The 22,763-nt window shown below is 72.0% G+C and carries 23 protein-coding genes and 1 pseudogene; 15 read left to right on the top strand and 9 right to left on the bottom strand.

What is annotated here, in order from left to right:
• Positions 1-86: 86 nt before the first annotated feature.
• On the top strand, positions 87-1,244 hold the full coding sequence (locus tag BJP40_RS11925; protein ID WP_071280351.1) for a cystathionine gamma-synthase: 1,158 nt from the start codon (positions 87-89) through the stop codon (positions 1,242-1,244).
• 100 nt (positions 1,245-1,344) lie between these two features.
• Here BJP40_RS11925 and BJP40_RS11920 read toward each other — a convergent pair whose 3' ends face one another.
• Entirely contained in the window at positions 1,345-1,893 is a 549-nt protein-coding gene (locus BJP40_RS11920; protein WP_079169165.1) for a MarR family transcriptional regulator, read from the bottom strand.
• Positions 1,894-2,086: 193 nt separating this feature from the next.
• Here BJP40_RS11920 and ilvA point away from each other — a divergent pair, with 193 nt between their 5' ends.
• The 3 genes from ilvA to BJP40_RS11900 all read left to right on the top strand — a co-directional run bounded on the left by ilvA (position 2,087) and on the right by BJP40_RS11900 (position 5,638).
• Positions 2,087-3,328, top strand: a complete 1,242-nt coding sequence (gene ilvA, locus BJP40_RS11915) for a threonine ammonia-lyase (RefSeq protein WP_071280350.1) — start codon at positions 2,087-2,089, stop codon at positions 3,326-3,328.
• Between the two features lie 415 nt (positions 3,329-3,743).
• The gene (locus BJP40_RS11905) at positions 3,744-4,790 is read left to right on the top strand and encodes an ATP-binding cassette domain-containing protein (protein WP_071280348.1); all 1,047 of its coding nucleotides are present in this window, start codon (positions 3,744-3,746) and stop codon (positions 4,788-4,790) included.
• On the top strand, positions 4,787-5,638 hold the full coding sequence (locus BJP40_RS11900; protein ID WP_071280347.1) for an ABC transporter permease: 852 nt from the start codon (positions 4,787-4,789) through the stop codon (positions 5,636-5,638). The genes BJP40_RS11905 and BJP40_RS11900 overlap by 4 nt, the downstream gene beginning before the upstream one ends.
• 380 nt (positions 5,639-6,018) lie before the next feature.
• Here the strand turns inward: BJP40_RS11900 and greA are convergent, their stop codons facing one another.
• Together greA and BJP40_RS11890 are read right to left on the bottom strand one after the other, a co-directional pair.
• Positions 6,019-6,516, bottom strand: coding sequence for a transcription elongation factor GreA (greA, locus tag BJP40_RS11895; protein ID WP_071280346.1), 498 nt, complete (start codon positions 6,514-6,516; stop codon positions 6,019-6,021).
• A gap of 257 nt (positions 6,517-6,773) precedes the next feature.
• Positions 6,774-7,175, bottom strand: coding sequence for a DUF4307 domain-containing protein (locus BJP40_RS11890; RefSeq protein WP_071268002.1), 402 nt, complete (start codon positions 7,173-7,175; stop codon positions 6,774-6,776).
• A 136-nt stretch (positions 7,176-7,311) separates the two neighbouring features.
• On the opposite strand from BJP40_RS11890, the gene mca reads away from it, so the two are divergent.
• The 7 genes and pseudogenes from mca to BJP40_RS31660 all read left to right on the top strand — a co-directional run.
• Positions 7,312-8,193, top strand: a complete 882-nt coding sequence (mca, locus tag BJP40_RS11885) for a mycothiol conjugate amidase Mca (RefSeq protein WP_071268004.1) — start codon at positions 7,312-7,314, stop codon at positions 8,191-8,193.
• A 1-nt stretch (position 8,194) separates the two neighbouring features.
• A complete protein-coding gene (locus tag BJP40_RS11880) occupies positions 8,195-8,431 on the top strand; it encodes a hypothetical protein (protein WP_071280345.1) in 237 nt (78 codons plus the stop codon).
• Positions 8,432-9,212: 781 nt separating this feature from the next.
• Positions 9,213-9,593, top strand: a complete 381-nt coding sequence (locus BJP40_RS11875) for a hypothetical protein (protein WP_071280344.1) — start codon at positions 9,213-9,215, stop codon at positions 9,591-9,593.
• Positions 9,594-9,971: 378 nt separating this feature from the next.
• Complete coding sequence (locus BJP40_RS11870) at positions 9,972-10,748, top strand: AraC family transcriptional regulator (RefSeq protein ID WP_226962492.1); 777 nt, start codon at positions 9,972-9,974, stop codon at positions 10,746-10,748.
• Positions 10,666-11,019: a helix-turn-helix domain-containing protein gene (locus BJP40_RS35450; protein ID WP_226962491.1), complete on the top strand. Its 354-nt coding sequence runs from the start codon at positions 10,666-10,668 to the stop codon at positions 11,017-11,019. Before BJP40_RS11870 ends, BJP40_RS35450 begins: the two co-directional genes overlap by 83 nt.
• Before the next feature lie 92 nt (positions 11,020-11,111).
• Positions 11,112-11,405: a hypothetical protein gene (locus BJP40_RS11865; RefSeq protein WP_143065936.1), complete on the top strand. Its 294-nt coding sequence runs from the start codon at positions 11,112-11,114 to the stop codon at positions 11,403-11,405.
• 142 nt (positions 11,406-11,547) lie between these two features.
• Positions 11,548-11,706, top strand: a pseudogene (locus tag BJP40_RS31660) (DUF255 domain-containing protein); the annotation flags it as partial.
• Positions 11,707-11,739: 33 nt separating this feature from the next.
• On the opposite strand, the gene BJP40_RS11860 reads toward BJP40_RS31660, so the two are convergent.
• Both BJP40_RS11860 and BJP40_RS11855 read right to left on the bottom strand, forming a co-directional pair.
• Complete coding sequence (locus BJP40_RS11860) at positions 11,740-12,147, bottom strand: PIN domain-containing protein (protein ID WP_071280342.1); 408 nt, start codon at positions 12,145-12,147, stop codon at positions 11,740-11,742.
• Positions 12,144-12,416, bottom strand: a complete 273-nt coding sequence (locus BJP40_RS11855) for a hypothetical protein (RefSeq protein WP_071280358.1) — start codon at positions 12,414-12,416, stop codon at positions 12,144-12,146. Before BJP40_RS11855 ends, BJP40_RS11860 begins: the two co-directional genes overlap by 4 nt.
• Before the next feature lie 437 nt (positions 12,417-12,853).
• Here BJP40_RS11855 and BJP40_RS11850 point away from each other — a divergent pair, with 437 nt between their 5' ends.
• A complete protein-coding gene (locus BJP40_RS11850) occupies positions 12,854-13,273 on the top strand; it encodes a hypothetical protein (protein WP_071269144.1) in 420 nt (139 codons plus the stop codon).
• Positions 13,274-13,443: 170 nt separating this feature from the next.
• On the opposite strand, the gene BJP40_RS11845 is transcribed toward BJP40_RS11850, so the two are convergent.
• Positions 13,444-14,010 carry a Uma2 family endonuclease gene (locus tag BJP40_RS11845; protein ID WP_071269145.1) on the bottom strand — a complete coding sequence of 189 codons (567 nt, stop codon included), beginning with the start codon at positions 14,008-14,010 and terminating at the stop codon, positions 13,444-13,446.
• A 197-nt stretch (positions 14,011-14,207) separates the two neighbouring features.
• Between BJP40_RS11845 and BJP40_RS11840 the strand changes: the two genes are divergently transcribed.
• Entirely contained in the window at positions 14,208-16,244 is a 2,037-nt protein-coding gene (locus BJP40_RS11840; protein WP_071280341.1) for a thioredoxin domain-containing protein, read from the top strand.
• 280 nt (positions 16,245-16,524) lie between these two features.
• Here BJP40_RS11840 and BJP40_RS11835 read toward each other — a convergent pair whose 3' ends face one another.
• A complete protein-coding gene (locus BJP40_RS11835; RefSeq protein WP_071280340.1) occupies positions 16,525-17,256 on the bottom strand; it encodes a hemolysin III family protein in 732 nt (243 codons plus the stop codon).
• 208 nt (positions 17,257-17,464) lie between these two features.
• Here BJP40_RS11835 and BJP40_RS11830 point away from each other — a divergent pair, with 208 nt between their 5' ends.
• Entirely contained in the window at positions 17,465-19,282 is a 1,818-nt protein-coding gene (locus tag BJP40_RS11830; protein ID WP_071280339.1) for a phosphoenolpyruvate carboxykinase (GTP), read from the top strand.
• A gap of 317 nt (positions 19,283-19,599) precedes the next feature.
• Here the strand turns inward: BJP40_RS11830 and BJP40_RS11825 are convergent, their stop codons facing one another.
• Both BJP40_RS11825 and BJP40_RS11820 read right to left on the bottom strand, forming a co-directional pair.
• Positions 19,600-19,992, bottom strand: a complete 393-nt coding sequence (locus BJP40_RS11825; RefSeq protein WP_071263895.1) for a hypothetical protein — start codon at positions 19,990-19,992, stop codon at positions 19,600-19,602.
• 84 nt (positions 19,993-20,076) lie between these two features.
• The gene (locus tag BJP40_RS11820; protein ID WP_071263896.1) at positions 20,077-21,288 is read right to left on the bottom strand and encodes a pyridoxal phosphate-dependent aminotransferase; all 1,212 of its coding nucleotides are present in this window, start codon (positions 21,286-21,288) and stop codon (positions 20,077-20,079) included.
• 107 nt (positions 21,289-21,395) lie between these two features.
• On the opposite strand from BJP40_RS11820, the gene mptB reads away from it, so the two are divergent.
• Positions 21,396-22,763 (top strand): polyprenol phosphomannose-dependent alpha 1,6 mannosyltransferase MptB (gene mptB / locus BJP40_RS11815; protein ID WP_071280338.1); only part of this gene is annotated, 1,368 nt, incomplete at its 3' end.

Below are 22,763 nucleotides of genomic sequence, written 5' to 3'. Positions count from 1 at the left end.
CCCTCGAACGACGGCACCAGCCGGGCTCCGCCGCGGCTCAAGGCAACTGCGGGCCGTAGGCACCGCCGCAGGATTACTCTCGTGGCATGAGCGACGACGCGTACACCCACCAGAACTTCGAGACCCGCGCCATCCATGCGGGCAACACCGCCGACCCGCTGACCGGCGCGGTCGTCCCGCCCATCTACCAGGTGTCCACCTACAAGCAGGACGGTGTGGGCGGGCTGCGCGGCGGTTACGAGTACAGCCGCAGCGCCAACCCGACCCGTACGGCGCTGGAGGAGAACCTGGCGGCGCTGGAGGGCGGCCGCCGCGGCCTCGCCTTCGCCTCCGGCCTGGCCGCCGAGGACACGCTGCTGCGCACCCTGCTCGTGCCGGGCGACCACCTGGTCATCCCGAACGACGCCTACGGCGGCACGTTCCGCCTCTTCGCGAAGGTGCTGCAGCGCTGGGGCGTCGAGTTCTCCGTCGCCGACACCACCGACCCCGCGTCGGTGCGGGCCGCGGTGACCGACCGCACGAAGATCATCTGGGTGGAGACGCCCTCCAACCCGCTGCTCGGCATCAGCGACATCGCCGCGCTCGCCGACGTGGCCCGCACCGCCGGTGCACGGCTCGTCGTCGACAACACCTTCGCCTCGCCGTACCTCCAGCAGCCCCTGTCGCTGGGCGCGGACGTCGTCGTGCACTCCCTCACCAAGTACATGGGCGGCCACTCCGACGTGGTCGGCGGCGCGCTCGTCACCGCCGACGAGGGGCTGGGCGAGGAGCTCGCCTACCACCAGAACGCGATGGGCGGCGTGGCCGGGCCGTTCGACTCGTGGATCGTGCTGCGCGGGATCAAGACCCTCGCGGTGCGCATGGACCGGCACAGCCAGAACGCCGCCCGCATCGCCGACATGCTGACCAGCCACCCGAAGGTCGCGCAGGTCCTGTACCCGGGGCTGCCCGAGCACCCGGGCCACGAGGTCGCCGCCAAGCAGATGCGCGACTTCGGCGGCATGGTCTCCTTCCGCGTCGCCGGCGGCGAGCAGGCGGCCGTCGAGGTCTGCAACCGTGCGAAGCTCTTCACCCTGGGCGAGTCCCTGGGCGGTGTCGAGTCGCTCATCGAGCACCCGCACCTCATGACCCACGCCAGCGCCGCCGGCTCCCCGCTGGAGGTGCCCGGCGACCTCGTACGGCTGTCCGTCGGCATCGAGAACGTCGACGACCTGCTGGAGGACCTGCGCCAGGCGCTCGGATAGCCCCGGCAGTCGACCCCGTCACGCGACGAGTGGCGCCGCCCCCGCCGGGGTGCGGCGCCACTCGTGTGTCAACGGCCGTGTTCCGTCGCGACGGGCGGGGTCAGGACGACGGCTGGTCCGGCTGGTCCACTGCCGGCAGTCCGGTCTGACGTGCGGAGAGAGCCGAGTTGAAGCGGGTCAGCAGCGTGCAGAAAGCCTCCCGCTCGTCCGCCGTCCAGCCCTCCGTGACCCGTGCCATCAGGTCCCGCCGGGACAGCCGCACCTCCTCCAGGCGGGCCTGTCCGCGCGGCGACAGCTGAAGCACCACCGCACGCCCGTCCTCCGGGTGCGAGGTGCGCTTCACCAGGCCCGTGTCCACGAGCGGCGCCACCTGGCGGGTCACCGTGGAGGAGTCGATGCCCATGCCGGCCGCCAGGGCCTTCACCCCCATGGGCCCTTCCTGGTCGAGCCGGTTCAGCAGCAGGTAGGCGGCCCGGTCCATCGAGTTGCGGAGCTGACCGGTGCCGGCGAGGCGGGTCTGCTCGGCCCGCCGGGCGAAGACGGCCACCTCGTGCTGGAGGGCATCGAGAAGAGCGGTGTCACCCGGGGGCTCAAGGCTCGCCCCCTGGGAGAACAGCGCAGTAGTCGTCATGTCCTGGGAAGTGGGCATGGCTGCAGGCTCTCTCGTGCGGCGGTCGGTTTTGGTGGGGGACAGAGTACGCGCCAAGTCGCCGCTGCGTACCGGCCCTGTCGAATCCGAGACCGAGCTCTTCCCAGAGCGTTTCCGAAGCCGTTCCCGCGGCGCCCCCGGGGCGTGACGCGGAGGTGCTGAGGGGCCCCGGCGAGCTGCGAGACTGGCTGTCATGACCTTCCGGACCCCGCGCCCCTTGCACCTCACCCCGCCCGCCGTCCTGCTCGACGACGTCATGGGGGCCCGGAAGATGCTGGCGGGGGTCGCCCGGACGACCCCGCTGGAAGGCAGCCGCCACCTGTCCGGGCTGGTCGGCGGGCCGGTGCACCTGAAGTGCGAGAACCTCCAGCGCACCGGCTCCTTCAAGCTGCGCGGCGCGTACGTGCGGATCTCCGGGCTGCGTCCGGAGGAGCGGGCCGCCGGGGTGGTCGCCGCGTCGGCGGGCAACCACGCGCAGGGCGTCGCCCTCGCCTCCTCCCTGCTCGGCGTCCGCTCCACCGTCTTCATGCCCGTCGGCGCGCCGCTGCCCAAGGTCGCCGCGACCCGCGAGTACGGCGCCGAAGTGCGGCTCACCGGGCAGGTCGTGGACGAGACGCTGGCCGCGGCGCAGGACTACGCACGGGACACCGGCGCGGTGTTCATCCACCCCTTCGACCACCCCGACGTCATCGCCGGGCAGGGCACGGTCGGCCTGGAGATCCTGGAGCAGTGCCCCGAGGTCCGGACGATCGTCGTCGGCATGGGCGGCGGTGGCCTCGCGGCCGGCATCGGCGTCGCCGTCAAGGCGTTGCGGCCCGACGTGCGGGTCGTCGGCGTGCAGGCGCAGGCCGCGGCCGCGTACCCGCAGTCCCTGGCGAAGGGACGGCCGGTGTCGGTGCACTGCGGGTCGACGATGGCCGACGGGATCATGGTGGGCCGCCCCGGCGACGTGCCGTTCCACCTGGTGCGCGACGTGGTCGACGAGGTCCGCACCGTGTCTGAGGACGCCCTGTCGTCGGCGCTGCTGCTGTGCATGGAACGGGCCAAGCTCGTGGTCGAACCCGCCGGGGCCAGCCCCGTCGCGGCACTGCTGAGCGAACCGGAGGCGTTCGAGGGACCCGTCGTGGCGGTGCTGTCGGGCGGCAACGTCGACCCGCTCGTGCTCCAGCGGATCCTGCGCCACGGCATGGCGGCCGCCGGTCGGTACCTCACGCTGCGGCTGCGCCTGCCGGACCGGCCGGGGGCGCTGGCCGACCTGCTGGGCGTGCTGACCGTCGTGGACGCGAACGTGCTGGACGTGGGCCACGTCCGGACGGACCCGCGGCTGGGGCTGACCGAGGTCGAGGTGGAACTGCACCTGGAGACCAAGGGCCCGGACCACTGCGCGGACGTCCAGGCGGCCCTGCACAAGGCGGGTTACACGGTCATCGGCTGACCCCCGGCCTGCGCCGGCCCCTGCCCCCGGGCCTGCGCCGGCCTCTGCCCCCGGGCCTGCGCCGGCCCCTGCCCGCCGGCCTGCGCCGCGCCCGACTGCCGCCAGGGCCGTCCCCGCCCGCCGGCCTGCGGCACCCCTGCCCCGGCCTGCGTACCTCTGCGCCCGGTCTCCATGCCTCCGTGCCTCCATGCCTCCAAGGCAGGGCTCACCTCTGCGTCCTGCCCCAGGTTCGCCGTGTCGGCCGCCGCCCCCTCTCGCCCCGCCGCTCCGGTCGGCCTGCGCCGTCGCGTGGGCCGCTGTTCCCGTTCGCCGGGTCGACGCCCCGAGGTCGTCCTAAGCTGCGGTTAGCGAATCGCCCCAAAACGACCCATCGCCATCGCCACCGCCATCGCGGGAGGTAAGGGGGAGTGCGTACATGCCTGGCGCCATTCACGCCGAGGGCCTGGTCAAGACCTTCGGCGACGTACGAGCACTGGACGGCGTGGACCTGGACGTGCCGGAGGGCACCGTCCTCGGGCTTCTCGGGCCGAACGGCGCAGGGAAGACCACTGCCGTCCGTGTCCTCACCACACTGCTGAGGCCCGACAGCGGCCGGGCCGTCGTCGCGGGGGTCGACGTCCTCAGGCACCCCGACGAGGTACGCCGTTCCATCGGCCTCTCCGGCCAGTTCGCCGCCGTGGACGAGTACCTCACCGGCCGCGAGAACCTGCACATGGTCGGGCAGCTCTACCAGTTGCCGGGGAAGGCGGCCAAGGTGCGCGCCGCCGAGCTGCTGGAGCGGTTCCAGCTCACCGGCGCCGCCGACCGGCCCGTGAAGACCTACTCCGGCGGCATGCGCCGCCGTCTCGACCTGGCCGCCGCGCTCGTCGTCTCCCCGCCCGTCATGTTCATGGACGAACCCACGACCGGGCTCGACCCGCGCAACAGGCAGGCCCTGTGGGACGTCATCCAGGAGTTGGTGGCCGGCGGGACGACTCTGCTGCTGACCACCCAGTACCTGGAGGAGGCCGACCACCTCGCCCATGAGATCTGCGTGATCGACCACGGCCGGGTCATCGCCCGCGGCACCTCCGACCAGCTCAAGGCCCGTACCGGCGGGGAACGCGTCGAGGTGGTCGTCCACACGCCCGGGCAGATCCCCACCGGCCGCGAGGTCCTCGCCCGCTTCGGCCAGGCCGACGCCGGCGTGGCCGTCGAGGAGCACACCCGCAGGCTGACCGTGCCCGTCACCGGCGGCGCCAGACTGCTCGCCGAGGTGATCCGCGAGCTCGACGCGCGCGGCGTCGAGATCGACGACATCGGGCTGCGCCGCCCCACCCTCGACGACGTGTTCATCTCCCTCACCGGCCACGCGGCCGAGACCCCCACCGGCAACGGCGAGGAGGACGCGGCGGAGGCCGAGGACACTGCGGCCACTGCGGCCCGTACGGACGGCGGAGAGCAGAAGGAGACTGTGCGATGACCACCCTCACCGACACCGGGCGGCCCGTCGAGCGCCTCAGGCGCGGAGCTTACGCCCGGTCCGTCGCCGACTCCCTCGTCGTCGCCCGCAGGAACCTGATCAGGATGGTCAGGATCCCCGAGGTGGTCGTCTTCGGGCTGATCCAGCCGATCATGTTCGTGGTGCTGTTCAGCTACGTCTTCGGCGGCTCCATGACCATCGGCGGCACCACCGACTCGTCCGTCTACCGCAACTTCCTGATGGCCGGCATCTTCGCGCAGACCGTCACCTTCGCCACGGCGGGCGCGGGCGCCGGCATCGCGGACGACATGCACAAGGGCCTCGTCGACCGGTTCAGGTCCCTGCCCATGGCCCGCGGCGCCGTCCTCACCGGACGCACCCTCGCGGACCTCGTCCAGACGACTCTGACCGTCGTCGTCCTCACCGTCGTCGCCCTGCTGGTCGGCTGGCGCATCGAGGAGGGCATCCCCAAGGCACTCGGCGCCTACGCCCTGCTGCTCCTGCTGGGGTACGCGTTCTCCTGGATCGGTGCGCTCATCGGCCTGTCCGTGCGCACCCCGGAGGCCGCCACGTCCGGCGGCCTGATCTGGCTGTTCCCCGTCACCTTCGTGTCCATCGCGTTCGTGGACTCCTCCCAGATGACGCCGTGGCTCCAGCACGTCGCGGAGTGGAACCCGTTCAGCGCCACCGTCCAGGCCGCACGGGAACTCTTCGGCAACCCGGGGGTGTCCCAGTCCGACGCCTGGCCCATGCAGCACCCCGTCGTGGCGTCCATCGCCTGGTCACTGCTGATCATCGCGGTGTTCCGCACCCTGGCGGTGCGGAAGTACCGTTCGGCGGCCTCCTGACCCGGGCGGCCCCACGGGCCCACGGCGACCTGCCCTCCACCGTCCAGCCCTCCACCGTCCGGCCCTCCACCGTCCGGCCGTCCTGGGGGCCGTGGCGCGTGGCGGCCTGCTGGGCCCCCGGCCCTCCGGCCCTCCGGCCCTCCGGCCCTCCGGCCCTCCGGCCCTGAGGCGGGCTCCTCGGGCATCCGGCCCTCCGGCCCTGAGGCGGGCTCCTCGGGCATCCGGCCCTCCGGCCCCGAGGCGGGCTCCTCGGGCATCCGGCCCTCCGGCCCCGAGGCGGGCTCCTCGGGCCTCCGCAGCGACCGCACCGCGCCCGCGTCGAAGGCCAAGGGCCGGCCCCGTCACGCTCGGGGCCGGCCCTTCGGGCGTCGAGAGGGGCGTCAGCCCTGGTACGGCTTCGCGTCCAGGACGCGCACGGAGGCCATCTTGCCGTTCGGCAGTTCGTACCGGGCGTCCTCGCCGACCTTCTTGCCGTTCACGCCGCTGCCCAGCGGGGACTGCGGGGAGTACGTCTCCACGTCCGCGCTGGCGTACTCGCGCGAAGCGAGGAGGAACGTCAGGGTGTCGTCCTCGTCGCCGTCGAACGCGATCGTCACGACCATGCCGGGCGCCACCACGCCCGCGTCGGTCGGAGCCTCGCCGACCTTCGCGTGCTCCAGGAGCTGGGTGAGCTGGCGCACGCGGAGCTCCATCTTGCCCTGCTCTTCCTTGGCCGCGTGGTACCCGCCGTTCTCCCGCAGGTCGCCCTCCTCACGCGCAGCTGCGATCTTGGCAGCGATCTCGGTTCGCGCGGGACCAGACAGGTGCTCCAGCTCGGCCTTGAGCTGGTTGTACGCCTCCTGGGTGAGCCAGGTGACGTTCTCGCTGGTCTGGGTCACAGGTGCTCCTCGTCGGTACTGGGAATACAAAGCAACGCCCTACCAGTAAGGATGCGGCCTTCCCGGGAGGGCGAAACCACGAGCGTAACAACGACGCGGACAAAGGGGGAGGACGTATCCCACGGAATTTGCGACTCCGCAGGTCAGAGGCGGACCCGGGACCGCTTCCCACCCTCGGCGGGTGTGTCGCCCCGGTACTGGACCACAGGGCCCCGGCTCACAGGGCCCCGCCTCACGGGACCCGGGTCCACAGGACCTCAGTCGGCCGTGCAGCCCAGCAGCTCCGCCGACGTCGCCCGCTCCGTGGTACGGACGCTCACGATCCGGTCGACGCGGTTCGACGGCTCGTCGAACCGGAACTCCTTGCGGCCCACCTCGGCGCCGTCCACCGCCAGCGCCCGCACGGTGCAGTAGCCGCGGGCCCCGTCCTGCTTGCGGACCTCCAGGTGCACGTCGACCCGGTCGGCCGCCGCGAGGTCGAACTTGATCAGCTCCCCGCTGACCGACTGCCCGCCGACGTGGTGGTAGCCGAACCAGCCGAGCAGCGCGAGCAGGCCGACACCCAGCACCGAACCCACGATCTTCAGTCCGCGGTCCGTCCGCTCGTCCGCGGAGCGGCCGTAACGGCCCTCGGGGAGCTTCTCGCCCGCCACACCCATGATCGTTCCTCTCGGTCCGTGCCCGGCGCGCCCGCGCACCCCGTCCGTGTCCTGTTCTCCGGACGGCGGAATAGCCACTGCGCCGATTCCGTCACTATAGAAGCCGAGCCACATGACCAATCACTGAGGATCAGCCTTGACTGAGCAGCTGCGCCTGATGGCAGTGCACGCCCACCCCGACGACGAGTCCAGCAAGGGTGCGGCCACCATGGCCAAGTACGTGTCCGAGGGGGTGGACGTGCTCGTCGTGACGTGCACGGGCGGCGAGCGCGGCTCCATCCTCAACCCGAAGCTCCAGGGCGACCCGTACATCGAGGAGAACATCCACGAGGTGCGCCGCAAAGAGATGGACGAGGCGCGCGAGATCCTGGGTGTCAAGCAGGAGTGGCTGGGCTTCGTGGACTCCGGGCTCCCCGAGGGCGACCCGCTGCCGCCCCTGCCGCAGGGCTGCTTCGCCCTGGAGGACGTCGACAAGGCGGCCGGCCGTCTCGTGAAGTCGATCCGCGCGTTCCGCCCCCAGGTGATCACCACCTACGACGAGAACGGTGGCTACCCGCACCCCGACCACATCATGACCCACAAGATCACGATGGTGGCGTTCGAGGGGGCGACCGACGCCGAGAAGTACCCCGAGCAGGAGTTCGGCCCGGTCTGGCAGCCGCTGAAGGTCTACTACAACCAGGGCTTCAACCGGCCCCGCACCGAGGCCCTGCACCAGGCCCTCCTGGACCGCGGCCTGGAGTCCCCGTACGGGGAGTGGCTGAAGCGCTGGGATGAGTTCGAGCGCGCGGAGCGCACCCTCACCACCTTCGTGCCGTGCGCCGACTTCTTCGAGACCCGGGACCGGGCGCTGATCGCGCACCGCACCCAGATCGACCCCGACGGCGGCTGGTTCCGGGTGCCGATGGAGATCCAGAAGGAGGTCTGGCCCACGGAGGAGTACGAGCTCGCCACGTCCCTCGTCGGCACGTCCCTCCCCGAGGACGACCTCTTCGCGGGTATCCGCGACAATGCATGACATGAGCGCACACCAGGCCCTGACCCAGCTCGCCCCGCTGGCCGCCGACAGCTTCGACCCGAACAAGGTCACGCCCGGCGTGCTCGGCTTCATCGTCTTCGCCGTCATGGCACTTGCCGTGTGGGCCCTGATGAAGTCGATGAACCGGCACATGAACCGCGTCGACTTCGAGGAGCGCACGGCGGCCGCCCCGGCCGACCAGCCCGGCACTCCGGCGAAGCCCGCCCCCCAGCAGTAGCGCCACCAGCCGGCGGCAGGCCCCACGCCGTCTGCGGCGGGGCCCGCTGCAGACGGGTCTGCGGCGGGCCGGTCCTCCCGGACACCTCAGGCGGCCCTGACGCCATCGGGGCCGCCGCCTCCGTAGATGCCGGCAGTTTCTGCGGGTCCAGCCCGGGCCCGCGGCGGCGCGCCTCCTCGGCCTTCCTGGCCGCCGCCCCTGCCGCCCCGCCGGACACCAGGGCCGCCGCGACGCCCGGGCCTGCGGCCTCGCCGCAGGCCCGGCCACACGCACCGCCGGGCACGGCCCCCGCTGGTGCGCCCGCCCGCCTCACTCCCCCCTGGCACCAGGGGTGCCACCCGCCGGCCGCTGGGCCCGCCGGCGCCTGGCCCCTCGCGCTCGCCCGTCGCCGTGGCCCTGCCCGCCGTTGTCGGACCGGCCTTCCCAGGCGGACCGCCAGCCGCAATCGGACCGCCAGCCCCCGCCGGGCCGCAGCCCCGGACGCCGTGACGTGCACCCTCCCGTCTCCGGCGCCGCTGCCCCGCCGTCCGCCCGGCCCCGCCGCGCCGACGAGGCGCCCCGAGCCTCCGGGAGCCGACTCACTGCCGTCCACCGCCCCCGCCCCCGCTCGCGCCCCGTTCCCCGGGGGCGGGCACCGAGCCCGCCCCCGGGGAACGGTTCGTCCCGCCAGGACAAGAGTTCGGCACGGGTGGTCAAGCCCTTCGCCGCCCGCGCCGCGATGATCGACAGTGCCCCGGGCCGAGCACGTCGACCGGGCCCGGGCGGATGGAGAGGGGAACACGTGACGAAGCATGTGAGGGCTGCTGCCGTCGCCGGTCTGTCGGCCCTGGTGTGCGGCACCATGCTGGCCGTGCCGGCGCAGGCGGCCGCCGCAGGCAAGGCCAAGGCCAAGACCGCCACCGTGAAGTTCGACTGCAAGGTCCGCACGGTGGCCGACAGGTTCGGCGTGACGGAGTACAAGGGCTGCAAGAGCAAAGGGAAGTACCGGGTCTCCCTCAGGACCAAGGACACCAAGTGGGACGGCTGGGGCTCGCACGCCTCACTCAAGCGGAAGGGGGTGACGATCATCAACGTCAGCGCCATCGACGGCAAGGGCAAGTGGTCCGCTTGGAAGACCACTGGATGGACGACGAACAAGGGCCCGTACCGCGTCAGCGCCTGACGACGGGTTGACGCGCCCACGAGGGGCCGGGAGCCGCGCGCTCACCCGGCCCCTCCGCCGTTGACCGGGCCCGGAGCCGCCGACCACCCCACCAGCGCCCGCCGCCGCTCCCCGTGCGGAGGCCAGACCCGCGCAGCCCAGCGTGCCGGGCCGGGCGTGGCCTTCCCGGCCGTCCGTCGCGTCGCGGCGCAAGCGGGGCACTCCCACACGGAGCGGACTTCCGACCGGCCGGACCGGGCCCGCGGACCCGCTCCGCCGGACCCGGTCCGGCGCGCACCCCCTGCCGCCCCGGCGGGACGCGCCGACCGGAAGCGGGCCGTGCCCGGCCGGCGCGCTCGGATGCCAGACTGGCACGGGCGTACGAAAAGGGGGAGCCCGTTGCTGACCGAGGTGGCGTTCCAGACCGATACCGTTCCGCGGCCCGACCGCTTCGCCTTCTGGCGGGAGTGCGTGGCGCGCACCATGGCGCCCATGGAGATCAGCAGCCCGCGCCCCGACGACTTCTGGGCCCGCCAGCGGCTCCTGTACCTCGAGGACTCCTGGCTGTGGCCGGTCAGCCTCAGCGCGTCGCGGTACCGGCGCACGCCCAGACTGATCCGGCAGTCCGACCCCGAGCTCCTGCACATGACGCTCCTCCTGCCCGGGAGCGGGACGATCCACGTCGACCACGGCGGACACCGCAGCACGAACGGCGCCTGCGACATCTACTTCCTCGACACCTCCCGCCCCTACGACGTCCGCTCGGACGACCACGAACATCTGGTGGGGGTGGGCGTGGAGATCCCACGGTCACGGCTCCCCCTGCCCCGCGGCAAGTCACTGGACGACGTGCCCGGCAGGCGGCTGTCCGGCCGGCGGGGATTCGGTGCCCTACTGGCCCAGTTCGTCACCCACGTCTGCGAGGAGACGGCGTCCTACCGTTCGACGGACGCGCCACGGCTGAACGGCATGCTGCTCGACCTGGTGGCCGGACTGCTTTCCCATGAGCTCGGCACCGACGACGTCCTCCCACCGGAGACACGCACCCGCAACCTCGTCCTCGCCATCAGGTCCTTCATCCTGCGCAACCTTCATGACCCCCGGCTCACCGCTGAGAGCGTGGCGGAGGCCCACCACGTCTCCCCCCCGGCACCTGCACCGCATGTTCCAGCATGAGGGCGTCACCGTCGCCGCCCTCATCCGCCGGCAGCGTCTCGAACGGGCCCGCCGGGAACTCGCCGATCCCGCTCTGCACAGCATGCCCGTCCACGCGATCGCGACCCGCTGCGGATTCACGGCGGCAGCCCACTTCAGCCGCGCCTTCCGGGCTGCCTACGGCGTTTCCCCACGCGAGTTCAGACAGGGGGAACGCGCGCGGACCGCAGGACGCGAGGTTGTCACCACACCGGCCTTGCCTGCACAGGACCGGGTACTTGACTCCCCGTGACCTACCCGGTGCACCCCTGGTCGCCACCCCTGCGCCGGAGAAGGATCCTCGTGATGGCGAGTCGTCAGGGCCGCGACGGGGGGAGAGCCGCGATGAGGCGCATCGCCGTGTGCCGGGCGGTAGCTTTGATCGCTCTGCTCCTTCTCAGCGGGTGCACCGTGGCCGACGACGTCGAGGTGGGCGACTGCATGGCCGACGAGGGCGGCGCAGCCCACATCGACCCGGTCCCCGTCGACTGCGACTCCGACAGGGACTCCCTCCGCGTGGTGGACGTCGTCGACGGCCAGAGCGACTGCCTTGGCCTGTACCTGGCGTACCAGGAGACGAACGTCTTCGGCAGCACCACGACGCTCCGCCTTTCCTTCCGGCTCTTCTCGTGGCAGTAGGCCACCACCGCTGCCTCGGCGCGCTGCACCCTCCCCTCCGGCCCCGCGGCGGGGCCCGCACATGCCGGCCGACACCCCGCCGCCTCGCCCACGTTGCTGTGGCGCATGGGCGCGGCGGAGACCGGTGCACAAGGATGGGGCCGTGCCCAATCGACTCGCGCAGGCCACGTCCCCGTACTTCCTCCAGCACGCGGACAACCCCGTCGACTGGTGGCCATGGGAGGCTGACGCGTTCGAAGAGGCTCGTCGGCGCGACGTTCCCGTCCTCCTGTCCGTCGGATACTCCGCCTGCCACTGGTGCCAGTGGACTCGCGAACCCAGTAGTCGGCGGTGCTCACACCTCTCTGATGATCACGCGCTTCCCGCAGAGTTTCGACCAGTCGTCCCGGTCGGAGGTCAGGACGATCACGGGGGCCGGGACGCGTAGCGCGAGCGCGGCGACGAGGGCGTCGATGGCGTACTTGTGCCCGTGCAGCCCGCCTGCGTCCTGAAGCAGCCCCACCGCGGTCAGGGAGTCCTCCTGGCTGACCGGTTCCACTCGCAGCCGGGAGAGCACCCACTTCAAGCGCGCCAGATCGGTCTTCCCGTGCACGGCTTCAACAATGGTCAGCGCGGACACGAGGACGGGAACCCCGGCCTGCCGCGACGCCTCGATGCGTGCCGCCATACCGCGGTCGTTGCACAGGAGCAGAGAGAGCGCCTCGGAGTCGAGCACCAGCGAGCGGGCCGGCTGCTCCTTCACGCGGCGCCCCGCTCGACATCCTCGGCGGTCACGTCTCCGAACAGCTCGCCACGAGCGGCTTCGATCTCCTGCTTCGTGAGCGCGCCGTGCTCCTCCTCGTGGGACGCCACGATCTCGGCGAGTCCGTCCATGGCGAGCTGGTGCCTGACGGCTTCGGTGATGTAGCTGGACAGCCCGCGACGACCGGTTCGCGAGCGGAGCTCGCTGACCAGCTCTGCGGGCATGGAAACGGAGATGTTCTCAGTGGTCCCGGCTCGGGTCGGCTTCATACTCAGAGTGTAGGACAACCTCTATTACATGGAGAGAGCCTTCCTGGTTGCCGGTGAACCGGTCGACGGTCAGAGCCGCGCGCCACCTGGATGGATTGACCGGCTTGAGGTGGACGTCCACCGAGGGGCGGCCGGTCCCTTCGCGAGGCCGTTCCCGGTGGTCCATACCAAGAATGGGTTTATCGTCCGTTCGTCCAGGAAGCCCGAATTGCCCGATCGATCTCCGCGCCGGTGCGGGCCAGGACGACGGGCCACTCGCCCCTGAGAGCGGCAGGCAGCAGGTCGCGGCCCTCATCCCGCTGAATCATGGTTGGTCCGCCCGGGACGACGAGCACGGCGTCCAGTCGGCGCAGCGGCTATGAGGTCCGTGATTCCGCCGCCTCCGAAGCGGTTGTAGGTGATGTCGCCCCGAGCGCTTCGACCTGCGCAGCGCGCGCGTGCGCGCCTACCTCCTCTGGGATCTGCAGACCTTCCCAGAGCGGAAGAACCCCGACGGCGGCACCGCCAACGTGCTGGAGCAGTTGGCGACAGCGCACAGCGAGACCTATCGACACGTCATCACCCAGAGCAGAGTCCCAGGGGCGTCCAGTCCCGCCAACCGGATCGTCATGACGACGCCAGCGGGTGTGTCAATCCGGCAGGCGCTCATCAGACTCGCGGAGGACGGGAGGACCGACATCCTGGACTCGCACGGAGTCAGCCTCGCGTCCATCGAGCACCTCAAGGCCGACGAGTTCACCGAGTTCATCCTCGCCCGCCAGCACGAACTGGCCGCGAAGGAGCGGCAGTTCATCGAGAGCCTGGGCATCAAGTCAGCCGACAAGGAGGTCGGAGAGGCCGACATCGACACCGAGTGAGGGGTAGCGAGTCCAGGCTTGTACAGCATCGAAGCGCAACGCGGCTTTCCTGCCTGGAGCGGCAGACTGCATGGCGAATCGACTCGTGAGAATCGGCCTACCTTCCCTGCCCTCCAGCTGCCCTGTTGGTGCGACCGTCCGCCAACGTGACGGGGCGGCTTTTCGGCGCCTTACACGTCCCCGAGATCGACCGTGATGGAGAAAGGCACGGTGGCCTGCACTGTGCCGGTGAACATCTCGCCGTCCCGGTATGCCTTGGTGGCGGGGTCGAGGACGTAGGTGTACACGATCGGCACCCCGGTGGCGGCCTGCTCGACACGCCAGTAGAAGGGGATGCCGGCCTTGGCGTACTGGTCCACCTTCACGATCCGGTCGGTGGTCTCCGATCCGGGCGACACGACCTCGACGACCAGGAGTACGTGCTCGGGGCGGGTGGGGGTGAGATCGATGGTCTCTGCCCGGTAGACGATGACGTCGGGACGGCGGTTGGTGAGGGGAACGTCCTGCAGACGGACGTCGAAGTCCGTGTCGGCGTTCCAGTCCGGGCCCGCGGCGGCGTCCAGGGCGTTGGCCAGGATCCGCGCCAGCCGGTTGTGCCGCTTGGAGGCGCTCGGGCTCACGACGACCATCCCGTCCACGATCTCGATGCCGGCGCACTGCTCCTCGGACCAGGAGTCGTACTGTTCCGCGCTGATCTGCGAGTGCATCCACGCGGGCGCCACCATCTCGGCGGTCATGGTGTACCTCCTTCGAGGAGCCTCGGCAGGTCCAGCGCTGCTGCGCCCAGCCTACTGTTCCGAGGTGCCGGGTCGCCCGACTCGGAAGGGGAGGAGTCGCCCCACCACGTCATGGCGCACAAGTGCAATTCGGCCGAGTGAGGCGGGCTCGTCGGTGCCTCACCGGTCGCGGCGGGCGCTGTGAGAGGCTGGGGCGCATGAACCGGCTGGCTGGTGTGACCTCGCCTTATCTGCTTCAGCACGCTGATAACCCGGTCGACTGGTGGCCGTGGGTACCCGAGGCGTTCGAGGAAGCGAAACGGCGCAATGTACCCGTCCTCCTGTCCGTCGGATATTCCGCCTGTCACTGGTGTCACGTCATGGCGCACGAGTCCTTCGAGGACGATGACACGGCCGCGTACCTGAACGAGCACTTCGTGTCCGTCAAGGTGGACCGTGAGGAGCGGCCCGACGTGGACGCCGTGTACATGGAGGCCGTGCAGGCCGCCACCGGGCAGGGCGGGTGGCCGATGACCGTGTTCCTCACGCCCGACGCCGAGCCCTTCTACTTCGGGACGTACTTCCCGCCCGCGCCCCGCCACGGCATGCCGTCGTTCCGGCAGGTCCTGGAGGGGGTGGCCGCCGCCTGGCGGGACCGGCGCGAGGAGGTCGGGGAGGTCGCCGGCAACATCGTGCGGGAGCTGTCCGGCCGGTCCCTCACCCTGGAGGCGGCCGGCGGCGTCGGCGGGGTGCCGCGCGAGGCGGAGCTGGCGCAGGCGCTGCTGGGGCTGACCCGGGAGTACGACGAGCGGTACGGCGGGTTCGGAGGGGCGCCGAAGTTCCCGCCGTCCATGGTGGTCGAGTTCCTGCTGCGGCACCACGCCAGGACCGGCGCCGAGGGGGCCCTGCACATGGCCGCGCACACCTGTGAGGCCATGGCGCGCGGCGGCATCTACGACCAGCTCGGCGGTGGGTTCGCGCGCTACTCCGTGGACCGCGAGTGGGTCGTGCCCCACTTCGAGAAGATGCTCTACGACAACGCGCTCCTGTGCCGCGTGTACGCGCACCTGTGGCGGGCGACCGGCAGTGAGCTCGCCCGGCGGGTGGCGTTGGAGACCGCCGACTTCATGGTGCGTGAGCTGCGGACGCCCGAGGGCGGGTTCGCCTCCGCGCTCGACGCCGACTCCGACGACGGCACCGGGCGGCACGTCGAGGGCGCCTTCTACGTGTGGACGCCCCGGCAGCTCCGCGAGGTCCTCGGGGAGGAGGACGCCCGCTACGCCGCCGCGTTCTTCGCGGTGACCGAGGACGGCACGTTCGAGGAGGGCGCCTCGGTGCTGCAACTGCCGCAGGGCGTCGGTGTCGCGGACGCCGAGCGGCTCGACGGCATCCGGCGGCGGCTGCTGGCCGCCCGCGAGGAGCGGCACCGCCCCGGGCGGGACGACAAGGTCGTGGCCGCCTGGAACGGTCTCGCCGTCGCCGCGCTCGCGGAGACCGGCGCCTACTTCGACCGGCCCGACCTCGTCGAGCGGGCCACCGAGGCCGCCGACCTGCTCGTGCGGGTCCACCTCGACGAGTCCGCGCGGCTCGCCCGCACCTCCAGGGACGGGCAGGCCGGCTCCCACGCCGCCGTGCTGGAGGACTACGGCGACGTGGCGGAGGGCTTCCTCGCGCTCGCCGCGGTGACCGGTGAGGGCGTGTGGCTGGAGTTCGCCGGATTCCTGCTGGACATCGTGCTCGACCGGTTCCGGGCCGAGGACGGGTCGCTGTACGACACCGCCCACGACGCGGAGCCGTTGATCCGGCGGCCGCAGGACCCCACCGACAACGCCACCCCCTCCGGGTGGACGGCTGCCGCGGGGGCGCTCCTCGCCTACGGCGCGCACACCGGGTCGGAGGCGCACAGGAGTGCGGCCGAGCGTGCGCTCGGGGTCGTCAAGGCGCTGGGGCCGCGCGCGCCCCGGTTCATCGGATGGGGGCTCGCCACTGCCGAAGCGCTGCTGGACGGTCCTCGGGAGGTCGCCGTCGTCGGGCGGCGCGAGGACGGTGCCACACGCGAGCTGCACCGCGCCGCGCTGCTGGCCACCGCGCCGGGCGCGGTCGTCGCCGTCGGGGAGCCGGGCAGTGAGGAGTTCCCGCTGCTCAGGGACCGGGGCCTGATCGAAGGGCGGCCCGCCGCGTACGTGTGCCGGCACTTCGTGTGCGACGCCCCGACCACGGATGTGTCGCGGCTTTCCGGGAAACTGTCCGACTGAACCGGAGAGCGCGCCTCCTGGTGGGGCGGACGCTCTGGCGCCCCGTCGCCCGTCCTCGGCGGGCGATCAGGTGTCCGTCCCGGGAGGCGCGCACGGGTCGTCGCCGGCGGGTGCCCCCGGGTGTCTCCCGGTCGGCGTGCCCGGCGGCCGCCTCTTCATGGGCGTCCCGGTGTGCGTGCCTTCAGGGTGGGGCTTCCCGGCGTGCCTTGCCCCAGTGGGGTTTCCCGGGCGCCGGGCGGTCCTCGCGGGTCCGGCCGGCGCCCGTACGCCGTTCACGGGGTCACCCGTGCTGGTAGGCCACCAGGGAGATGCCCACGTAGTGCACGACGAACGCGGCCAGCGTGAAGGAGTGGAACACCTCGTGGAATCCGAACCAGCGGGGTGACGGGTTCGGCCGCTTGAAGCCGTAGACGACACCGCCGGCGCTGTACAGCAGGCCGCCCACGACGACCAGGACCAGTACGGCGATCCCGCCGGTGCGCAGGAAGTCCGGCAGGAAGAAGACCGCGGCCCAGCCCATCGCGATGTAGCAGGGCGTGTACAGCCAGCGCGGCGCGCCGACCCAGAACACCCGGAACGCTATGCCCGCAGCCGCGGCGGCCCAGACGGCCCACAGCAGCACCCGCGCGGTGGAGTCGGGGAGCAGCAGCAGCGTCAGCGGGGTATACGTCCCGGCGATGATGAGGAAGATATTCGCGTGGTCCAGCCGTCGCAGCACCGCTGTGGCCCGCGGGCCCCAGTTGCCCCGGTGGTAGAGGGCGCTCACGCCGAACAGCAGGCACGCGGTGAGGACGTACACCCCGCAGGCGATGCGTCCCCGGGTGGAGTCGGCCAGCGCGGTGAGCACGATGCCCGCTATGAGCACCGCGGGGAACATCCCGGCGTGCAGCCAGCCGCGCAGGCGGGGCTTGAGCGGGTGGAGCGGGGTGTCCGGGTGCGGGGAGCCCCCCGCGGGGGCGGCGGCGTCGTCGTTCGCGTCGGGCGCGGTGGTGTCGGGCGCAGCGGCAGTCATGGCGGAATGCTACCTACGCGCCCGTAGCCGGGGAGGCGGTGAGTGGCGATGCTCACGTGAGAGGCCCTCTGGACATATGCGCAACGACATCGGATGATCAAATGAGTGCGGTCGGCACCGGATGAGCGCGAAGGGGATCCCGCGGCGCCGCGTCCGGGTCGCAGCCCCCACGGGGCGACAACCACAAACCCCTCAACAAGGAGCAACCGTGGCGCGCGAGACCGAGTCCACCGCCCCCACCAAGCACCAGGCCCTGATCGCCTGGGTCGACGAGATCGCTGCGATCACGCAGCCGGACGCCGTCGTGTGGTGCGACGGGTCGGAGGCCGAGTACGAGCGCCTGTGCGAGGAGCTCGTCGAGAAGGGCACGTTCCGGAAACTGGACCCCGTCAAGCGCCCGAACTCCTACTACGCGGCCTCCGACCCGACGGACGTCGCCCGGGTCGAGGACCGGACGTACATCTGCTCCGAGAAGGAGGAGGACGCCGGTCCGACGAACCACTGGAAGGCCCCCGCCGAGATGCGCGAGGTCTTCACGGGTGAGCGGGGGATCTTCCGGGGTTCGATGCGCGGCCGCACGATGTACGTCGTGCCGTTCTGCATGGGGCCGCTCGGCTCGCCGCTCTCCGCGATCGGCATCGAGATCACCGACTCCGCGTACGTCGCCGTCTCCATGCGGACGATGACGCGCATGGGCCAGGCCGTGCTGGACGAGCTGGGCACGGACGGGTTCTTCGTGAAGGCCGTGCACACCCTGGGCGCGCCGCTCGCGCCGGGCGAGGCCGACGTGCCGTGGCCGTGCAACTCCACCAAGTACATCTCCCACTTCCCCGAGAGCCGCGAGATCTGGTCCTTCGGCTCCGGCTACGGTGGGAACGCGCTGCTCGGCAAGAAGTGCTACGCCCTGCGCATCGCCTCCGTCATGGCCCGCGACGAGGGCTGGCTGGCCGAGCACATGCTCATCCTGAAGCTGACCCCGCCGCAGGGCGAGGCGAAGTACGTGGCGGCGGCCTTCCCGTCCGCGTGCGGCAAGACCAACCTCGCCATGCTGGAGCCGACGATCTCCGGCTGGACCGTCGAGACGATCGGCGACGACATCGCCTGGATGCGGTTCGGTGAGGACGGGCGGCTGTACGCCATCAACCCGGAGGCCGGCTTCTTCGGGGTCGCGCCCGGCACGGGTGAGCACACCAACGCCAACGCGATGAAGACGCTGTGGGGCAACGCGGTCTTCACCAACGTCGGGCTCACCGACGACGGCGACGTGTGGTGGGAGGGCATGACGGAGGAGCCGCCGGCGCACCTGACGGACTGGAAGGGCCGCGACTGGACCCCGGCCTCCGACGAGCCGGCCGCCCACCCCAACGCGCGGTTCACCGTCCCCGCCGCGCAGTGCCCGATCATCGCGCCCGAGTGGGAGGACCCCAAGGGCGTGCCGATCTCCGCGATCCTCTTCGGCGGTCGCCGCGCCACCGCGGTCCCGCTGGTCACCGAGGCGTTCTCGTGGCAGCACGGCGTGTTCCTCGGCGCCAACGTCGCGTCGGAGAAGACCGCGGCGGCCGAGGGCAAGGTCGGCGAGCTGCGCCGCGACCCGTTCGCGATGCTGCCGTTCTGCGGCTACAACATGGGTGATTACATGGGGCACTGGCTCAAGGTGGGCCAGAGCGCGGACCAGGCGAAGCTGCCCAAGATCTACTACGTCAACTGGTTCCGCAAGAACGACGCCGGGAAGTTCGTGTGGCCCGGCTTCGGTGAGAACAGCCGCGTCCTGAAGTGGATCGTGGAGCGCCTGGAGGGCCGCGCCGAGGGCGTCGAGACCCCGATCGGCGTCGTGCCGACCAGGGAGGCCCTCGACACCGACGGGCTGGCACTGGCCGAGAAGGACCTGGACTTCCTGCTGAAGGTGGACGCGGAGGTGTGGCGTGAGGAGGCCGCGCTGATCCCCGGCCACCTCGACACCTTCGGGGACCACACGCCGAAGGAGCTGTGGGACGAGTACCGCGCCCTGGTGGACCGCCTCGGCTGAGCCGACCGCGCGAGGGCCGCTCGTGGAGCCGGAGGGGCGCGTCGGGGTCGAAGGGGAGGTCACGCTCAGGCGCGAAGCGCCGGGCAGGGCCGACCGTCGACGCACCTGAGGCGCCCCGGAGGCGGAGTGGGCCCGGAGGAGCCCCGCGGCCGGTCCGTACCGACCTCGCCCTGACCTGTGGAGTCATCCGGCCGGCCGCGGCAGACGACCCCCGGAGCGACACTGGCGTCGCTCCGGGGGTCTTGCCGTGTGCACGGGTGCGTGGGGGAGGGTGGCAACCCGGTCCGCGCGCCTTCCGCGAGCGCGGACCGGGGCCGTCAGGGGGTGCCGACCAGGCTGCTGTCGCCCAGTGCGGCGGTGTGCGCGTCCATGCGCTCGGCGGCGAGGATCGCGACGGCGGTGTCGGCGCGGGAGGCCGCGACGACGAGGGCGCGCCCCGCCAGGGCGTGTGCCCTGCGGTGCAGCGCGGACGTGTCCGCTCCGGTCAGGCCGGCGTGCCGGGCCGGCGGGGCACCGCGGAGCCGGGCGACCTGCTGCGCGATGCGCTCGGCGGCCGCGTCGTCGCCGAGTTCGTCGGTGACGGCGAGCAGAGCGGCGAGGTGCCCGGCCAGCTGGATGTCCAGTTCCTCCTCGCGGGAGCGGTGGGGGAACTGTCCCTGGTCGGGGTCGGCCATCTGGTGGACCGACTTGCTGCGGATCGGTTCGTACATGGGGGGATGGCCTTCCTGCTCACTGCGAGAAGGCCATCCTATCTTGGATTCAGTCTAAAGTTGAGCCCGTACTAAGTATTCGTGTCAGTGCTGCCCGTAACCGTCCAGGAAGTTCCCGATGCGGTTCACCGCGTCCGTCAGGTCCTTCGCGTTCGGCAGCGTCACGATGCGGAAGTGGTCCGGCTCGTGCCAGTTGAAGCCCGTGCCGTGCACCACCATGATCTTCTCGGCCCGCAGCAGGTCCAGGACCATCTGCCGGTCGTCCTTGATCTTGTAGACGGCCGGGTCCAGACGCGGGAAGAGGTAGAGGGCCCCCTTCGGCTTCACGCAGGTCACCCCCGGGATGTCGATGAGCCGCTCGTACGCCGCGTCCCGCTGCTCCAGCAGCCGGCCGCCCGGCGCGACGAGCGCCTCGACGGACTGGCGGCCCTGGAGCGCGGCGGCGATCGCGTGCTGCGCCGGCATGTTCGCGCACAGCCGCATGTTGGCCAGGATGGTCAGCCCCTCGATGTACGACGAGGCGTGCGCCTTCGGGCCGCAGACCGCGAGCCAGCCGCTGCGGTAGCCCGCCACCCGGTAGTTCTTCGACATGCCGTTGAAGGTCAGGCACAGCAGGTCCGGTGCGATGGCGGCGGTCGGGGTGTGCGTCGCCCCGTCGTAGAGGATCTTGTCGTAGATCTCGTCCGAGCAGACGACCAGGTTGTGGCGGCGGGCGATCTCCGTCAGCCCGCGCAGCATCTCGTCGTCGTAGACCGCGCCCGTCGGGTTGTTCGGGTTGATGATGACGAGGGCCTTCGTGCGGTCCGTGACCTTGCGCTCGATGTCCGCGAGGTCCGGCATCCAGTCGGCCTGCTCGTCGCAGCGGTAGTGCACCGCCGTACCCCCGGCGAGCGCCACCGACGCCGTCCACAGCGGGTAGTCCGGCGCGGGGACGAGCACCTCGTCCCCGTCGTCCAGCAGTGCCTGCATCGCCATCTGGATCAGCTCGGACACACCGTTGCCGAGGTAGATGTCCTCGACGGACAGCGGAATGCCCTTCGTCTCGTAGTGGCTCATCACCGCGCGGCGCGCCGACAGCAGGCCCTTGGCGTCGCCGTAGCCGTGCGCGTCACCGAGGTTGCGCAGCATGTCCTCGAGGATGGCGGGCGGGCACTCGAAGCCGAAGGCCGCCGGGTTGCCGGTGTTGAGCTTGAGGATGCGGTGGCCCGCCGCCTCCAGCCGCATCGCCTCGTCGAGCACCGGGCCACGGATCTCGTAGCAGACGTTGGCGAGCTTCGTGGACTGGATGACCTGCATGTCCGCGAGCTTACGGGGGCGGCGGCGGGCACGCCTCGTGTTTTGCGCCACGTGGGGCGCGGCGACCCGTCACGGCGGCACCCCCCGCACGGGTAGGTTGGTCGCCCATGTGGTCCTTGAGCGTCGCCGGCTGCCGCCGGCTCGGTGTGGTCGGTTCCGCCGCCGTGGCCGTCGGCGGCTGGGCGGCCGGCACGCTGCCCGAGCGCGACCCCTGGGGCCTGTGGCTGCCCCGCGGGGCCCGCGCCGCCGAGGCCGGGACGCTCCTCGCCTACGTCGGACTGACCCTCCTCGTCGTCGCCTGGTGGCGGTACGGGCGGCTGCTCGTCCTGCGCCCGTCCGCCGTCCGGGTCCGCGACACCCTCGCCACCCTCGCCTGCTGGGCGGCCCCGCTGCTCGTCGCGCCGCCGCTGTACAGCGCCGACGTGTACAGCTACATCGCGCAGGGCGCCATGGTCGTCGAGGGCCACGACGTGTACGCCGCCGGGCCCTCCGTCCTCGACCCGGCCGGCCTCGGCGGCGACGCCGCCGCCAGCGTCGGCGGCCACTGGACCGACACGCCCGCACCCTACGGGCCGGTCTTCCTCCTGGTCGCGCAGGGCGTCACCCTGGCCACCGACGGGAGGATCGTTCCGGCGGTGCTCGGCATGCGGCTCGTCGCCGTCGCCTCCCTCGCCCTCGCCGTGTGGGCGCTGCTCCGCCTCGCCCCCGGCGGCGCCCGCAACGGCGCCCTCTGGCTCGGCGTCCTCAACCCGCTGCTCCTCATCCACGTCGTCGGCGGCATGCACAACGACGGGCTGATGGCCGCTCTGCTCCTCGCGGCCGCCGCGCTCGCCCTGCGCGGCCGCCACTGGGTCGCGGGCAGCGCCCTCGTCGGCCTCGCCATGCTGGTGAAGTCCCCGGCCGCCCTCGGTCTGCTCTTCATCGGCGTCGTCGTCGGCCGCGAGGCCGCGGGCCCGCCGATACGGCGCGTCGCGAAGGCCCTGCTGGGCCCCGGCTCCGTCGCCGCGGCCACGGCGGTCGCCGCGACCCTCGCCGCCGGCACCGGCTTCGGCTGGCTGCGCACGCAGAGCGTCGCCGGCTCCATCCACACCGCGCTGTCGTTCAGCAGCGACCTCGGCTACGCCCTGGGCCGCTCGATGCACTACTTCTCCGGCACCCACCCCGACCCCGTGAAGCGGGCCGTCCAGGCGATGGGCCTCACCCTGGCCCTCGTCCTCATCGCCTACCTCGCCGCCCACGTGCTGCGCGGACTGCTGGACCCCGTCAAGGCGCTGGGCCTCGCCCTGCTCGTCCTGGTCCTGCTCTCCCCGGTCGTCCAGCCCTGGTACCTGCTGTGGGCCGTGCCGCTGCTGGCCGCCACCGCGTGGCGCGGCCGCACCGCCCGCGGGCTCGCCGTGCTGTCCGCGGCGTTCGCGTACGTCACCGCGCCCGACGGCAGCACCCCCGCCTACGCGTTCGCCGCCGCCGCGGTGGCC

The sequence above is a fragment of the Streptomyces sp. CC53 genome (genome assembly GCF_001865245.1).
GTDB lineage: Bacteria > Actinomycetota > Actinomycetes > Streptomycetales > Streptomycetaceae > Streptomyces.
Note: the sequence above shows the minus strand (reverse complement) of the source record. Positions and strands in the feature narration are given on the sequence as shown.

Bases quoted from the DNA above. Each gene is read 5' to 3' on its own strand.
- BJP40_RS11820 (WP_071263896.1), bottom strand. From the start codon at position 21,288: ATGCAGGTCATCCAGTCCACGAAGCTCGCCAACGTCTGCTACGAGATC.
- BJP40_RS11880 (WP_071280345.1), top strand. From the start codon at position 8,195: ATGAGCGCACACCAGGCCCTGACCCAGCTCGCCCCGCTGGCCGCCGAC.
- BJP40_RS35450 (WP_226962491.1), top strand. From the start codon at position 10,666: ATGACCCCCGGCTCACCGCTGAGAGCGTGGCGGAGGCCCACCACGTCT.
- BJP40_RS11905 (WP_071280348.1), top strand. From the start codon at position 3,744: ATGCCTGGCGCCATTCACGCCGAGGGCCTGGTCAAGACCTTCGGCGAC.
- BJP40_RS11865 (WP_143065936.1), top strand. From the start codon at position 11,112: ATGAGGCGCATCGCCGTGTGCCGGGCGGTAGCTTTGATCGCTCTGCTC.
- BJP40_RS11825 (WP_071263895.1), bottom strand. From the start codon at position 19,992: ATGTACGAACCGATCCGCAGCAAGTCGGTCCACCAGATGGCCGACCCC.
- BJP40_RS11845 (WP_071269145.1), bottom strand. From the start codon at position 14,010: ATGACCGCCGAGATGGTGGCGCCCGCGTGGATGCACTCGCAGATCAGC.
- BJP40_RS11855 (WP_071280358.1), bottom strand. From the start codon at position 12,416: ATGAAGCCGACCCGAGCCGGGACCACTGAGAACATCTCCGTTTCCATG.
- BJP40_RS11920 (WP_079169165.1), bottom strand. From the start codon at position 1,893: ATGCCCACTTCCCAGGACATGACGACTACTGCGCTGTTCTCCCAGGGG.
- BJP40_RS11900 (WP_071280347.1), top strand. From the start codon at position 4,787: ATGACCACCCTCACCGACACCGGGCGGCCCGTCGAGCGCCTCAGGCGC.
- BJP40_RS11840 (WP_071280341.1), top strand. From the start codon at position 14,208: ATGAACCGGCTGGCTGGTGTGACCTCGCCTTATCTGCTTCAGCACGCT.
- BJP40_RS11925 (WP_071280351.1), top strand. From the start codon at position 87: ATGAGCGACGACGCGTACACCCACCAGAACTTCGAGACCCGCGCCATC.
- ilvA (WP_071280350.1), top strand. From the start codon at position 2,087: ATGACCTTCCGGACCCCGCGCCCCTTGCACCTCACCCCGCCCGCCGTC.
- BJP40_RS11890 (WP_071268002.1), bottom strand. From the start codon at position 7,175: ATGGGTGTGGCGGGCGAGAAGCTCCCCGAGGGCCGTTACGGCCGCTCC.
- BJP40_RS11835 (WP_071280340.1), bottom strand. From the start codon at position 17,256: ATGACTGCCGCTGCGCCCGACACCACCGCGCCCGACGCGAACGACGAC.